The following is a 14,323-nucleotide window of genomic DNA, read 5'->3' as shown; positions in this document are numbered from 1 at the left end:
ACAAAGTGTATTTATTTAACTATTTTTGTATTGCGGTTCTTCATTTTCTACTTCAGTGATGCGCGGCTGAAGAGCATCTATTACCGACTGGGTTTGTTGAGCAGCCGTTTGGAATAATTGCTTCGCCTGTTGGTTTTCTGTAGCTAAAGCAAATCCCTCGAGGCTTGCTTGGGCACTTTTTAATCCGGACATCGTTTGCTTTAAATCACTAATTACTGTCATTGCTGTTCCTCCTTGTAATCGATTCTCTTATAGCATGGTTGTTTTAAAAAAAATTATTTTGTCAATTTCTGCAAACCAAACAAGCAGGCGAATCCGCCTGCTTGTTTGGTTCTATATTAATATGTGGTTAAATGCAAAAGCTTCTGTAGTGTATATACTACCCTCTTGATTCCTGCTGTTTTTTCATAATGTATTTTATAATTCGTTGTATATTCTGCCCCTTCGTTGTTCCAAATCTGCTGAAAATAACGTTCTGTTTCCGCTATGACAGCAGCCGAATGAGGGCCTGTTATCTTTACATTTGTCTCCAAATTAAAGTTGTTCAAATTTCTTGATGTATAATTGGCGGAACCGCTAATAATCGTGCTGCTCTTCTTCTTTTTTATATAAATCATTTTCGTATGAAATTGCTCAGGTTCTGGCGCAAACCATCGAATATGGATCTTGCCGTGAGAATCTTCCAGGAGTTCTTCACTGATTGGAATATTCGGCAATCCTGTTTTCTTTTTACCGAACGAGTTTTTGTTCGTATCTAAAATGAGGTTCACTTTTACCCCTCTATTCGCCGCCTCCGCCAAAGCATCAACCATGTCACGATCGGCAAGATAAAACATCGCAAGCCAGATTTCTTCTCCTTTCTTCGCCTTTGTTATTTCCCGTTTGGCCGCTTTTGCAATTTTTCCCTCTGTTAATAACTGTACGTACATATTGCCTTTACCGGTCTGTTGGTGGACAGGCTCCGGGAAAGTAATTTTCCGTCGTGTATCAGCCGCGGCCTTTTCTGAAACGAGCAGATCATTCATTAAAGCTTCTCTCACTTCGTAGGCTGTATTGGCAAAATATGCACTCGCATCATGAGGATTGCCTGAACTGATAAGCGTTGTTTTTTCTGTGGCAATGGTCTTCCGATGATTCGCTTTAACGTTAAACAATTTCAAATAAGAACGCACCGTCATATCCGGTGCCGTTTCCGCAAGTGCATTGGGCAGCCATCCTTTTCCTTTGTCGCCAAACCATTGAAAAAACATCCGCCACACTCCACTATAAAGCGGGGTGGAATCACGCAGCGGTTGAACATCGGTTAAAACAACTTTTATGCCATTTTTCTTCAGCATTTCAAATTCAGGTGCCTTGTGAGAATTATAGGATGTATTCACTTCATCGGAGATAAGAATGATGTCTATATCCGGGTTTTTCTTTTTTTTCTCAATCAGGGCTCTAGTGAGCTTCTCTGTTATTTTAGGAAATTGTTGATTTTTATTATGATAGGAATTAAAGAGGAAAAAGTCCAATACGATAAATTGGTCAGCCTCATCAATAATCTCCAGTGTTCTTTTAAATATTTGTTCAGTAAATATCTTCCCCTCTTTTCTCTTTCCAGACAAATTATAATAAAAATTCACCTGATCTTCCCCTACCTGGTAAACAGGGCTTTCATATGATACATGCTTGGGAAGCGGCTTATACACATTGCCCAGCATGGTGACTGCATAAATGCTTAGAAAAATAATAATCAAAATCTGCTTTCTCGTTCTCTTTTTGTCCATAATGCTCCTCCCTCTCCTGCATACAGGACTATTCCCGTTCCCGGAGAAAGGAAACTGGCAAGCAAGCCCAAACTTGCCATCTGAACAATTATGGTAATCAATTGAAAAATTTAAAATTAAATGAGAATTCTGTATGCTACAATATGGAATAAAGACTGATCTATACTACACAGGGGGCGTTCATCTTGGCGTTTCATTATTCAAAGCGAATGGAAAAGTTCGGTTCATCTATTTTTAGTGAGTTAAAATCATTTAAAGTCAAGCAGGAAGCAGAAGGAAAAGAACTCATCGATTTAAGCTTAGGAAGTCCCGACCTCCCGCCAGCGGATGTTATCCGCCATGAGCTTGCTGCCCGAGCTGCTGAGCCTTCCAGCTATGGGTATACTCTCTCAGGCACGAAAGCATTTTATGAGGCAGCCGCTCGCTATTATAAACGGGTATACGGGGTTACCTTAAACCCTCAAACAGAAATTGTTCATGCGATGGGCTCCCAAGAAGGACTTGTCCATTTACCGCTCGTATTTGCTGATCCTGGAGATGTCGTTCTTGTCACAGATCCTGGGTATACCGCCTATGAAACCGGATTAGCTGTAGCGGGAGCGGAGCCTTTTTACATGCCATTGCTTAAAGAAAACCGCTTTCTTCCTGATTTAACCGCTATTCCAAATGAGGTTGCTGAAAAAGCAAAACTGATGATTTTAAACTACCCCGGCAATCCGATTGCTGGCGAAGCAGATGAGCAATTTTTCAACGACGTCATCGCTTTTGCTAAAAAACATCAGATTGTCGTTCTTCATGACGGAGCTTATTCAGAATTTTATTTTGATGATACAAAACCGCTCAGCTTTTTGAGTGTGCCAGGCGCCAAAGAGGTCGGCATTGAAATTAATTCGCTTTCTAAAAGCTTTAGCCTGGCTGGAGCCCGCATCGCTTATATTGCTGGCAATGAGGATATTATTAAAGCAATCACTCAATTAAAGTCTAATTTAGATTACGGCATATTCGCCCCGATTCAAGCTGCGGCCATCACCGCCTTCGATCATGCCGAGAAAATCAGCCAGCAGGTCCGCTCCGTTTTTGAGCGGCGGCGTAACCTATTCATCAATGAGTTGAGCACTATCGGCTGGAATGTTGACCGTCCATCAGGCGGCATGTTTATTTGGGCCGAAATACCGGCAGGCTGGACTTCCAAAGAGTTTGCTTTTTACTGTATTGAAAAAGCCGGTGTCGTTATGGTGCCGGGAAATGCTTTTGGCCCTTCCGGAGAGGGCTATGTGCGAATCGCCCTTGTTCAGCCGGAAGAGCAATTAATAAAAGCGGCAAGAAATTTGCAAGTCATTTTTGCTCCTGTCTCCTGAAAAAAAAAAAAAATGGCCCTGTACCTCAAATAGCGGCACAGGGCAGTGTTTATATCATCTTATGCTTTTCTTTTAATGAATCTGGTGCCAGTTTAACAATTTGTTGAAGTACAAACGCAAAAATGGCAATATCATCTATTAAGCCGAAAACGGCAAAAAAATCAGGAATCAAATCAAATGGCAGCAACAAATAGCCAATGATTAACCCAATGGATACTATTTTGCTAACGGCAGTTACTTCTCTGCTTAAAAAGAAATCCTTTAAGAACGGGATAGACCGTCTGAAAGTAAAAACAAACTTTAGCCGCTTCCAAATCTTCTTCATCTTTTTCCTCCTTTTCCGCAGTTGCCTATTTATACGTTTTCTTTTTATTTGGTTTCGTTTTTTGTCGAAAAAAATAAAACATCCTCTCTGTCATTTGTTCATATCTTTGAAGGTTTTTTTCTTTTGAGGAAAGGCTTTTAAATTCGTTCCTTTTTCTAATATAATAGGGAATATGTTTTTACGACGCAAAAATCGGGCAGACATTATGCCGGGAAAATTGAGAGGTAGATGTTATGAAAGATCCTGGGAAAATAAAAGCACTCAAGTTGTCCACTTTTCAATTAATCGTCATGCTGTATCTAACCGGTGCATTGTTCTCTACCGGCTTATTGCTGTTACCTATTGCTCATAAACCCGGAGTTGAAATTTCTCTTATAGACGCTGCCTTCGTGGCGGTCAGTGCTTTAAGTGTTACTGGGTTATCAACAGTTTCAGTCGTTGATACATTCAGTACGGTCGGTTATTTTTTTATCCTGTTTATTTTGCAAGTAGGCGGCGTAGGGATTATGACTCTGAGCTCTATTATCTGGATCTTATTTGGAAAGCGGATTGGGATGCGCGAGCGTCAGCTGATCATGGCTGACCAAAATAGAACAGATTTAGCCGGACTCGTCAGGCTGATGATTGAAATCTTTTTATTAATTCTTGGAATTGAAGCTGTCGGTGCTCTTATTTTAAGCACGTATTTTCTTCAATATTATCCGACTGTTTCTGAAGCCTTTTTACATGGGGTTTTTGCTTCAATCAGCGCCACAACGAACGGCGGGTTTGATATAACCGGAAGCTCATTAATTGTTTTTTCCAATGATTACTTTGTCCAGTTTATCAATATGATATTGATTGTGCTCGGTGCTATCGGCTTTCCTGTGTTAGTAGAAATTAAAGATTATTTGACTTACAGAGAGCCAGTGAAGTTTCATTTCTCTCTGTTTACAAAGCTGACAACGACCGTATATGCCATTTTGGCGGCTCTCGGTACTCTGCTCATTTATTTGCTTGAACGAAATCACTTTTTCATTGATAAAACATGGCATGAGTCGTTCTTTTATTCTGCTTTCCAATCTATCGCTGCTCGCAGTGCTGGCTTGACTTCACTCGACTTAAACGAGTTTTCAATGGCTACCCTGCTGCTTATTTCAACACTGATGTTTATCGGCGCTTCGCCAAGCAGTGTAGGTGGCGGGCTTAGAACGACTACTTTTGCGATCGCCATTTTGAGTGTTTACTTTTATGCGAGAGGAAAAAATACCATTAAGATTTTTAATAGAGAAGTTCACCCAGTTGATGTACAACGCTCATTCGTCGTGATCACAACGGGCTTCTTTATTTGGGGCGGTTCGATTATTTTTCTTTCATTCCTTGAACCAGGGCTGCCTATTATAAAGATCATCTTTGAAGTATCTTCCGCTTTCGGAACTACCGGATCATCTTTAGGCATCACAAGCGATTTAAGTACTTCCGCTAAGCTATTATTGATGACGCTAATGTTTATCGGAAGAATCGGGCTTTTCTCTTTGCTCTTTATTATTCGCGGAAAAGAAATTAAGGACAGCTATAACTTCCCAAAGGAACGAATTTTAATTGGGTAATCGCCCAGGTAAAAAAGACGCCGAAACAAAAACGGCGTCTTTTTTATTACGGCTATGTTAATCATAAGAATCGAGCGGGTTCTCTTTGCTTTCCATAGGCATTGAATAATAAATTTGAATTCCTCATACAAAACCCTGTAACTACATGATAGAGGGGTCTTTGTAACTTCCACTCCAATCAACCAGATAAAATTAACCGGGCCTTTATTTTAACAATGGAAAAAACCATGGCAGAACAAAAGAGATAAAGATAGCTGCAAATCCCATAGCGGCGCCCGAAACGGCCCCTTGAAGACTTCCTTCATTAACGATTTGGCCCGTTCCTATTCCATGGGCAGTCGTTCCGATGGATAAGCCGCGGGAAAAGGGGTCTGTCACCCTCATCCATGTGAGCAGCCAGGGTCCAAACATGGCACCGAACATTCCTGCTACCATAACGAAGATAGCTGATAAAGCTGGATCTCCCCCGATTATACGAGCTACTTCAATGGCTACCGGAGTGGTGACTGACTTGACTGCGGCAGAGGCGGCGGTCGCCATTGGCAACTGAAAAGCTTTGGTTAGCCAAACTGCCGAAGTAATAGTTGCCAGTGTCCCAGCTGTCAATCCAAAAAAAGCAGGCATAGCTCTCTGCAATAATACATGTCGGTTGTGATACAGCGGAATAGCCAGTGCTACCGTCGCAGGCCCAAGCAAATAAGTCATGATTTCTTTTGCAGGTGTGTAGTCTTCATAAGACATTCCACTGCACACTAAAATAAAAATAATAGTCACTGTGCTTAAAAATACAGGTGTAGTAAGCGGCGATGGGAAACGGGAGGCAAGAACACGGGCAAGCAAATAAACCACAAGTGTTAAGACAATATTAAACAGAGTGATGATGCTCACGGGTAGTCTCCCCTTTTTCTTTGTGCACTTGTTTCGCTGATAAAAATTGCGCCACTCCGCCTGTTACTGCCATTCCGATAATGGAGCTGCCGAATAAAATAATAGCGAGCGCTCCACCGCTCTCTTTTAAAAGTGGCATGAAAGTCATTAAACCGACGGCGATAGGTATGAAAAAAAAAGCCAAATGCGTGTTTAGAAATAAAGCCCCTTTTTCAATCCACCTTATTTTCACTATTTTAAAAGAAAGCAACAAAAATAAAATGAGCATTCCTAAAACATTGCCAGGCACAGGCAAGTGAAAAAATCCAGAAATAAATTGGCCCAGCTCGTAAATCAGCCATAAAAAAGCGAGTTGAACAATAAACAGACAACCATTTCTCATAGCCCCACCCTTTCTTCCGCTCTACATTATTTTGTATTTATATAATAGTAACATTAAATGAAACAGCAGAACTACGACAGATGGAAAAATAAAACAGAGTTTTTATTATAAGAAAAACTGCCCTATTAGAGATTTTTGTTCCTTTAACTGGTCTGTTCAACAAGAGCGAATGATTTTGAGAAAATGATAAGATTGGCTACGACATACGGGCTTTTCTACTTACTTTACAAACTAATTTCATAAGTGAACGGTGTAATGGAGGAAAAATTGTAAAAATGACATCCATCGTTTTACGCATGGGGAGTGGACAGATGATAAGTTTATTTTTATGAACGGCACGAATCGTCATTTTGGCAAGCTGCTCTGGTGACATCGGCTTTTGTTTTTTTAGTTGTTCGGTCATCATAGATTTATTAATATTAATGGCTTTCGCTTCATCAAAAATTGGAGTATCAACAAAGGCCGGACAAAGCGCGCTCACTTTCACACCAAATTCTTCTGCTTCATAGTGAAGAGAGGTGGTGAGCCCAACGATAGCATGCTTTGTTGTTGAGTACGCTGAGGATATAGGAGAAGGACCAAGACCTGCAGCAGATGCCGTATTGACAATATGACCATATCCCTGCTCCTTCATAATTTTGTATCCGGTTTGAGTTCCATAAATGACGCCCCATAAATTAATATCCATAATTTCTTTCCAGTCTTCTATCGACATATCATATAGTTCACCGTACATAGCCATGCCAGCATTGTTAAAAAGATAATCCAATCTCCCAAAATCCCTATATGTTTCTCTAATAAGCTCTTCCACACTAGCTGAATCAGTGACATCTAAATAAACAAACTTTGAATGATGATTTCTTTTATTAAGGTCTTCTTCAACAGCTTTTCCTTCTCGAATATTAATATCTGCAATAACGACAAACACATTATGTGCAGTTAATTCATTACAGAGCGCTCTCCCTATTCCTGATGCTCCACCAGTTACAATCGCAACTTTTTTACTTTCCCCCATGCCAATCCCTCCGTTTGAAAAACTTCACCTTCTATCAAGAATTACTTCTCCAATGTACGACTGTTATTATAGATAAGATATTCCATCACCGTTGTATATTCATCGGCAACGATCCGGGCACCGCTAGTATTTAAATGAATGCCATCTAATGTCAAATGGAGCCCCCGCTTGTTTGATAATCGATCGATCCGAGCCTCATTTTTATAAAATAGTACATCCTTCATCACTCTCCAAACGCTGGTGCTCATGTAATCCGAGCTTTTCACGTTGGCTAGATGTCCTTCAAACACAGCCTGCATATTCAAAAAGCTTACAGTGGAATATAGATCAGTAATCGACTGAATGATTGTAGACAAATCCCTTAATTCTTTGTTTGCTTCATTGCTCATGTTTTCTCCTATAATTGCCGGCGATACAGTAACAACCTGTTTTGCAGAAGCGATAACGATCTCTAAAACCTTAGTAAACACTTCTCGAAATTCCTGACGGTCTCCTGCAACAGGCTGTGCTTGAACGCTTAACATTTTAGAATAAACATCGTTGGTTCCAATCCACAGGAAAGCCAGATCATAATCTGTTGCTAATTTCGATTTGGTTAGTCTAGCATGCAAACTTTTGACTGTTTCACCTGGTTTTCCGAGATTATCAAAAGTCAAATTCGGGTATCTCTCTTTTAATAAATTCAAGAAAGACACGCCAGGGCGACCTTCTGTTAAACTATCTCCAATTAAGCCAATCCTCATTTTACATCCCTTCCTTTTTGATGGATCTTAAAAAGATGGTTATTGCTTGATTAAAAAGAGGTTCAAGCAAACCCAGTTCCTGAGTATTGGTGAGCTGGCACAATCCCCCGAGCCATGATCCAAGCAATGCGGTCCATTCATCAATATTTCCAGCTATAAATTCTCCTTGATCTACCCCTTCTTGTAAAATAGCACGGTACGCACTCATTGGAACAATGGCTAAATTGTATAATTCTTTCACAGACTCTGAACTCGAATTCGGATTTGATGCCAATTCCTGTCCCGCTTTTAATAGCGGTGTCTGGTAATTATAGAGAACATGCAGGGCCATTCCGTACAACTTTTCTGTTGCAGAAGAGCAAGTAGATTCTTTTCTCAGCCACTTGTCATGCCATTCTTGCATCGTTTTTTTTGCCAGTATGACAAAAAGCGTTTCTTTATTTTGAAAGTGATAATAAATATGCCCTTTGCTGTAACTAGACGCTTTTGATATGTCTCCAACTGATGTTTGATTATAGCCTTTCTCAGAAAATAACAATGTTGCTTTTTCCATGATTTCCTTTCTTGCCTTTTCACTGTCATAACGTCTTTTATTCAAAAAGTTGCACCTGCCTTAAATTGAACAATCGTTCTAATTAAGCCATAAATATAATTCACATATTTGAACGGTTGTTCTAATTTGATTGTATATTATTTTACCAATTTATACATTATTTTAGAGAAGAAGTTTTTGTTAGAGATTAGAATAGGACGAAACTGCGTACAAATTTTCGTCCTATTCTAATCTTAATGCTATTCAACACTCTGATTGGATTGTTGAATAGCACCCTTCCGTTTTTAAGTCTCTTTATTGTAGCTTAGCACTCATTCACACAACTGGCTGCTCCTCTGACTGTGAAGCAAACTCGACTTCAAAGCCCATTTCTTCAATCATTTTATGATCAGCTGTCGTTTCTTGCCCGGCAGTGGTTAAATAATCCCCTACAAAAATAGAGTTAGCTGGATAAAGACCCAACGGCTGAAGTGCACCTAAGTTCACTTCCCGGCCTCCTGATATCCGGATTTCTTTTGACGGATTAATAAAGCGGAACAGACACAATACCTTTAGACAGTAACGGGGATTTAATTCAGCCGTTCCTTCAAGCGGCGTCCCATCGATCGCATGCAAAAAGTTTACCGGGATAGAGTCGGCATCCAACACTCGTAAGCTGCGGGCCATGGAAACCACGTCTTCCTTTTGCTCCTTCATGCCAATGATGACGCCCGAACAAGGAGAGATGCCCGATTCCTTGACGGTATTGACCGTTCTTACCCTGTCATCGTATGTATGAGTCGTTGTAATTTGTTCATGGTGGCTCGCTGAAGTATTTAGATTATGGTTGTAACGGTCTACTCCCGCTTCCTTCAGCTTGGCTGCTTGTTCCGGCTTTAGCAGCCCGAGACAAGCGCACACTTTTAATTGATATTTTTCTTTAATTTCCTTCACTGCTTCCGTCACACGCTCTACCTCTTTATTACTCGGCCCGCGGCCGCTGGCGACGATGCAATAAGTGCCGGCCTGCAAATCATACGCCTGCTTGGCTCCCTGTAAAATCGATTCCTTGTCCATCATTCTGTACTTTTCAATTGGAGCCGTCGACCGGATAGATTGCGAGCAATAGCCGCAATTCTCCGGGCATAGCCCTGACTTTGTATTAATGATCATATTTAACTTCACCTTGTTGCCGTAATAATGACTTCTCACTTTGTATGCAGCCTGCAAAAGAGTCAGCAGCTCCTCATCTGGGCAATTTAACACGGCCAATGCCTGCTCATCACTTAATTCGTTCCCTTCCAACACTTGCTCTGCTACATGGTCCCAATTTGCCATTTCTCTCTCCCCTTTATCTTTTCTCTCTCTTTAAGGATAAAAGATAAAAGCTTTTTAAGTCAACCAATTATAAATAAAAGTTCACAAAATCCGTTAGTGATGAAAACGAATAGGCTATTCTACATATGTATTCATTTGAACTAACAGGCAATTTAAGGTATACTCATTTTAGTTTTCATCATATAGAAACAGTTTGACTGCCAATTAATGGCTTATAGGGGGAACTATTCATTGAAAAAAACATCGATACTGTTATCTTCTTTGCTCGGCGCCAGCCTTTTTTTGAGCGGGTGTCAGGCTGCTCAAGAGGAGGGGCACTTCTTTCACGATTATCTCGTCCGGCCTTTTGTTGAATTGATTCATGCACTTGGCGAGCTTCTCGGAAGCTATGGTTTTGCTATCATTGTTATCACGCTCGCTGTTCGCTTGATCTTAATGCCTTTAATGCTGAACACGATGAAGAAACAGCAAGTTATGAAAGAGAAAATGGAAGTCGTTAAACCAGAAATGGATAAGATCCAGAAACGATTGAAAGCCGCCAAAACTCCAGAGGAGCAGCGGAAAGTACAACAGGAAATGATGGCCCTTTACCAGCAGCATAATATTAATCCATTTGCCATGGGCTGTTTACCGATCTTTTTGCAAATGCCTATTTGGATGGGGTTATATTATGCGATCCGGACATCAGACGATATTCGGCATGCCGGTTTTCTTTGGTTCAAGCTTGGCCAGCCGGATATCGGAATGGCAATTATCGCTGGTGTTATGTACTTTATTCAATTCCGAGTATCCTTAATGAGCATGCCAGAACAGCAGCAACAGCAAATGAAAATTGTCGGCATGCTTTCACCTGTTATGATTCTCGTATTTTCGTTTTCCGCTCCGGCAGCACTTCCACTGTATTGGGGAGTGAGCGGTCTGTTCCTCATCGGACAAACGTGGCTGAGTAAGAAACTCTACCCTGCTAAAGAAGTAAGCAAAGGAAAATAAAAAATGAAACAGATCCTAAAGGATCTGTTTCATTTTTTTCTTTTCAGTTGACTTTCCCATTCTTTTCTTCTATTAGTAAAAGTAAAGACAAAGCGGCTGCATTTTTGATAAAATTTAAAGAATCATGAAACTTTTTGACAGATCGCGCGTATTACAAGGAAAATCATAACTGGAGTGAGTACGATGAAAAACCCATTGCTTTTTATCCTTCGCGCAATGATCACCATTCCCGCAGTGATCATTTGCTCGCTGCTCTTTGTGAATCAGCTCGGGCTCTCTCCCTTGCTGGCAGTTATATTAGCTGTGGCCTTGGGGGCCGGCATTTATTTCGGTTTGGGAAAATATGCAGATGCGCGTCTATATAAAAAATATGGCTTAACGAGAAAAGAATACAATTTTATTCTTGAAAATATGAAAGAAGCAAAACAAAAACTAAGCCGGCTAAAAAACGTGTTTGTCCGCGTGCGCAGCATCAGTTCCCTAAAACAAATGATTGAATTGAACCGTCTCGTACGCAGAATTTTTTCGGTAGTGAAAAAAGAGCCAAAGCGTTTTTATGAAGCAGAATCCTTTTTTTATTCCCACTTGGACTCTGTTGTTGAACTGGCTGAAAAATATGCGTGGTTAAATTCCCAAAAATTGAAGGACTCATCCGTCAAACAGTCTTTGCTGGAAACAAAAGAAACACTCAATGATCTAACAAAAACATTAGAAAAAGATTTGCATAAAGTATTGGCACAAGATATTGAACATTTAACTTTTGAACTTGATGTGGCCAAGCAGTCATTAAATAGACAGGAACTGCCCGAGGCCCTGGAGAAGGGAGATAAAATAAATTATGACAACAGAAAATGAGAAACGTCCCTCCTTATTAAAGGAAGATGTGGGTGGGCTTGATGATTTGCTTTCTTCGCCATTCGGCGAAAGCTTAATGGAGCAAAGTCCCAGCCCCTCTCTTCATGAACAATCAGCTCCTAAAAAATTGATTGATGTGCTTCCTGAAGAACACCGACTCAAAGCTCAGGAAATCGCCAAGCAAATTGATCCGACAAATCACCAGGCGGTTATCAGCTATGGTACAGCAGCTCAGACGAAGCTTTCAGGTTTTTCACATTCCATGCTTGATCATGTACAACAAAAAGATATCGGAACAATTGGGGATATCTTAAGTGATTTAATGAAGAAACTGCAGGAAGTCAATCCGGATGAATTAAGTCCTGAAAAAAAGAATGTATTCAGTCGTCTGTTTAATAAAGTATCCAACTCTATTCAAGAAATTATGTCAAAGTATCAAAAGGTTGGCACGCAAATTGACCGGATTAGCGTCAAGTTGGATCACTCGAAAAAGATTCTTTTGGAAGACATACAAATGCTGGAGCAATTGTATGAAAAAAATAAAGAATATTTCCAGGCGTTAAATATCTTTATTGCAGCCGGGGAATTAAAGCTAGAAGAGTTAGAACAGGAAACGGTTCCTGCCTTGCGCCGGAAGGCTGAGCAGTCAGGAGATCAAATGGACTTTCAAGATGTAAACGACATGGTACAATTTGCTGATCGTCTAGAAAAAAGACTACATGATTTAAAACTGAGCCGGCAGATCACGATTCAAAGCGCCCCGCAGATTCGCATGATTCAAAACATGAACCAAGCATTAGCTGAAAAAATCCAGTCTTCCATCTTAACGGCTATTCCATTGTGGAAAAACCAAGTGGCGATTGCACTTACGCTTGTCAGACAACGAAAAGCGATGGAGTCCCAGAAGCAAGTATCACAAACAACCAACGATTTGCTATTAAAAAATGCTGAAATGCTAAAAACGAATACAATAGAAACAGCAAAAGAAAATGAACGTGGCCTCGTTGATATCGACACATTAAAGAAAACACAGGCCAATTTGATCTCTACTTTAGAAGAAACGCTGCGCATTCAACAGGAAGGCCGGGCTAAACGTAAACAAGCCGAACAAGAACTTTCTTCTATGGAAAATGAGCTAAAGCAAAAATTGTTAAATTTAAAATAAAGAGGTTTCAACAGATCGAAAAGAAATGAACGGTTAATAAAAAAGAAGGCTTCTCCAAAATCTATATTTTGGAGAAGCCTTCTTTTTTATTGCTTTCTTCTATTTAATCATTTCCTAAGCTTCTCAGCTGCTAATCGTGTAACTATGTTAGCTGTTTCATTTGCAGCAATTCTCACATCTTCTAGCGTATTTTCTCTCCCAAAACTGAACCGAATTGAAGACATACTTCGCATAGCATCTTCTCCATGCATTGCGACCAATACATGTGAAGGCTGAATCGATCCAGCTGTGCAAGCAGAGCCACTCGACACAGCGATCCCCGCAAGATCCATATTTGTTAATAGAGATTCCACATGTGCCCCTTTAAAATATATGTTTAGCACGTGCGGTAAACCTTCTAAAGAGCCATTAACATTAAACTCTAGGTCATGCTCACGGAAAATGGATAACATCTCTTCTTTAAATGATAGGTATTGTTCACTCCTTTGTTTACGAGAAGAAAGTGCCATTTTTGCTGCAACCCCTAGACCAACAATACCGGCAACGTTTTCTGTACCAGCACGCCGTTTAAGTTCCTGCCCTCCTCCAAAAATAAGGGGATTTATTCTCTTCCCTTCTCTTGCATAAAGAAACCCTACACCTTTTGGTCCATTAATTTTATGAGCCGTTGCGGACATAAAATCAATGCCTAATTGTTGAACATCGATTTTCTCCATTCCATATGCTTGGACGGCATCAGTATGAAAATAAGCTGGATGGTCTTTTAAAAGCTCGGCTATTTCCTCAATAGGCTGAATCGTGCCAACCTCGTTATTTCCATACATAATAGAAACTAAAATCGTTTCGTTTGTAAGTCCCTTCTTTAAATCATCTATCGATATATTTCCCTCTTCATTAACAGGTAGATAAGTCACATTAAACCCTGATTTCTCTAAATAAAGACATGAATGCAAGACCGCATGGTGTTCAATTTTAGTCGTAATAATGTGCTTACCCTTCTGCTCATTTGCCAGAGCGACTCCAATAACAGCAAGATTAACAGATTCTGTTCCACCGCTTGTGAAAATAATTTCCCTCGGTTTTGCCCCAATACTTGCAGCAAGAATGGATCTTGATTCATCAACAGCATGTCTGCTTTCCCGACCGAAGGAATGAATGCTAGATGGATTTCCAAATGTAGTTGACATATATGGGAGGATCTCTCTCATAACTTCTGGGTGCATGGGAGACGTTGCAGCATGATCTAAATAAATGCGTTTCAACTCTCATTCCTCCTTTTTAAATTCTTTTCTAAGAGTGGTTACCTTGGGATATAATCTACCTTTTATATAATAAAAAAGGACAGACTCACCAATAACAGGCGAAATCTGTCCA

Annotated in this window: 15 protein-coding genes; 5 read left to right on the top strand and 10 right to left on the bottom strand. The window is 40.3% G+C overall.

Annotation, left to right across the window (positions count from 1 at the left end; all coding sequences use genetic code 11):
* Positions 1 to 15: 15 nt before the first annotated feature.
* Both CJ483_RS01005 and CJ483_RS01000 read right to left on the bottom strand, forming a co-directional pair.
* Positions 16 to 222, bottom strand: coding sequence for a DUF1657 domain-containing protein (locus tag CJ483_RS01005; protein ID WP_120031118.1), 207 nt, complete (start codon positions 220 to 222; stop codon positions 16 to 18).
* Between the two features lie 116 nt (positions 223 to 338).
* Positions 339 to 1,769, bottom strand: a complete 1,431-nt coding sequence (locus CJ483_RS01000) for a phospholipase D family protein (protein ID WP_120031116.1) — start codon at positions 1,767 to 1,769, stop codon at positions 339 to 341.
* Between the two features lie 185 nt (positions 1,770 to 1,954).
* Between CJ483_RS01000 and CJ483_RS00995 the strand changes: the two genes are divergently transcribed.
* A complete protein-coding gene (locus CJ483_RS00995; RefSeq protein ID WP_120031114.1) occupies positions 1,955 to 3,127 on the top strand; it encodes an LL-diaminopimelate aminotransferase in 1,173 nt (390 codons plus the stop codon).
* Between the two features lie 49 nt (positions 3,128 to 3,176).
* On the opposite strand, the gene CJ483_RS00990 is transcribed toward CJ483_RS00995, so the two are convergent.
* Positions 3,177 to 3,452, bottom strand: a complete 276-nt coding sequence (locus CJ483_RS00990; RefSeq protein ID WP_120031112.1) for a YkvA family protein — start codon at positions 3,450 to 3,452, stop codon at positions 3,177 to 3,179.
* Between the two features lie 233 nt (positions 3,453 to 3,685).
* Between CJ483_RS00990 and CJ483_RS00985 the strand changes: the two genes are divergently transcribed.
* Positions 3,686 to 5,041 carry a TrkH family potassium uptake protein gene (locus CJ483_RS00985; RefSeq protein WP_120031110.1) on the top strand — a complete coding sequence of 452 codons (1,356 nt, stop codon included), beginning with the start codon at positions 3,686 to 3,688 and terminating at the stop codon, positions 5,039 to 5,041.
* A gap of 204 nt (positions 5,042 to 5,245) precedes the next feature.
* On the opposite strand, the gene CJ483_RS00980 is transcribed toward CJ483_RS00985, so the two are convergent.
* The 6 genes from CJ483_RS00980 to bioB all read right to left on the bottom strand — a co-directional run bounded on the left by CJ483_RS00980 (position 5,246) and on the right by bioB (position 9,939).
* Positions 5,246 to 5,929 (bottom strand): LrgB family protein, encoded by a 684-nt coding sequence (locus CJ483_RS00980; RefSeq protein WP_120031108.1) that lies wholly within the window; start codon positions 5,927 to 5,929, stop codon positions 5,246 to 5,248.
* A complete protein-coding gene (locus tag CJ483_RS00975; RefSeq protein WP_120031106.1) occupies positions 5,907 to 6,311 on the bottom strand; it encodes a CidA/LrgA family protein in 405 nt (134 codons plus the stop codon). The genes CJ483_RS00980 and CJ483_RS00975 overlap by 23 nt, the downstream gene beginning before the upstream one ends.
* Positions 6,312 to 6,507: 196 nt before the next feature.
* Positions 6,508 to 7,326: an SDR family NAD(P)-dependent oxidoreductase gene (locus CJ483_RS00970; protein ID WP_120031104.1), complete on the bottom strand. Its 819-nt coding sequence runs from the start codon at positions 7,324 to 7,326 to the stop codon at positions 6,508 to 6,510.
* Between the two features lie 41 nt (positions 7,327 to 7,367).
* Positions 7,368 to 8,069, bottom strand: a complete 702-nt coding sequence (locus tag CJ483_RS00965) for an SGNH/GDSL hydrolase family protein (protein ID WP_120031101.1) — start codon at positions 8,067 to 8,069, stop codon at positions 7,368 to 7,370.
* Between the two features lies 1 nt (position 8,070).
* On the bottom strand, positions 8,071 to 8,667 hold the full coding sequence (locus tag CJ483_RS00960) for a TetR/AcrR family transcriptional regulator (protein ID WP_120031099.1): 597 nt from the start codon (positions 8,665 to 8,667) through the stop codon (positions 8,071 to 8,073).
* A gap of 270 nt (positions 8,668 to 8,937) precedes the next feature.
* A complete protein-coding gene (bioB, locus tag CJ483_RS00955; protein ID WP_120031097.1) occupies positions 8,938 to 9,939 on the bottom strand; it encodes a biotin synthase BioB in 1,002 nt (333 codons plus the stop codon).
* Positions 9,940 to 10,170: 231 nt separating this feature from the next.
* Here bioB and yidC point away from each other — a divergent pair, with 231 nt between their 5' ends.
* From yidC to CJ483_RS00940, 3 genes are all read left to right on the top strand, one after another.
* A complete protein-coding gene (gene yidC, locus CJ483_RS00950) occupies positions 10,171 to 10,929 on the top strand; it encodes a membrane protein insertase YidC (RefSeq protein ID WP_259455526.1) in 759 nt (252 codons plus the stop codon).
* A 183-nt stretch (positions 10,930 to 11,112) separates the two neighbouring features.
* The gene (locus CJ483_RS00945; RefSeq protein ID WP_120031093.1) at positions 11,113 to 11,784 is read left to right on the top strand and encodes a 5-bromo-4-chloroindolyl phosphate hydrolysis family protein; all 672 of its coding nucleotides are present in this window, start codon (positions 11,113 to 11,115) and stop codon (positions 11,782 to 11,784) included.
* Positions 11,768 to 12,949, top strand: a complete 1,182-nt coding sequence (locus CJ483_RS00940; protein WP_120031091.1) for a toxic anion resistance protein — start codon at positions 11,768 to 11,770, stop codon at positions 12,947 to 12,949. Before CJ483_RS00945 ends, CJ483_RS00940 begins: the two co-directional genes overlap by 17 nt.
* A gap of 107 nt (positions 12,950 to 13,056) precedes the next feature.
* Here CJ483_RS00940 and CJ483_RS00935 read toward each other — a convergent pair whose 3' ends face one another.
* Positions 13,057 to 14,211 carry a cysteine desulfurase family protein gene (locus CJ483_RS00935; protein WP_120031089.1) on the bottom strand — a complete coding sequence of 385 codons (1,155 nt, stop codon included), beginning with the start codon at positions 14,209 to 14,211 and terminating at the stop codon, positions 13,057 to 13,059.
* Positions 14,212 to 14,323 lie beyond the last annotated feature (112 nt).

It is taken from the genome of Bacillus sp. PK3_68 (genome assembly GCF_003600835.1).
GTDB lineage: Bacteria > Bacillota > Bacilli > Bacillales > Domibacillaceae > Pseudobacillus.
Note: the sequence above shows the minus strand (reverse complement) of the source record. Positions and strands in the feature narration are given on the sequence as shown.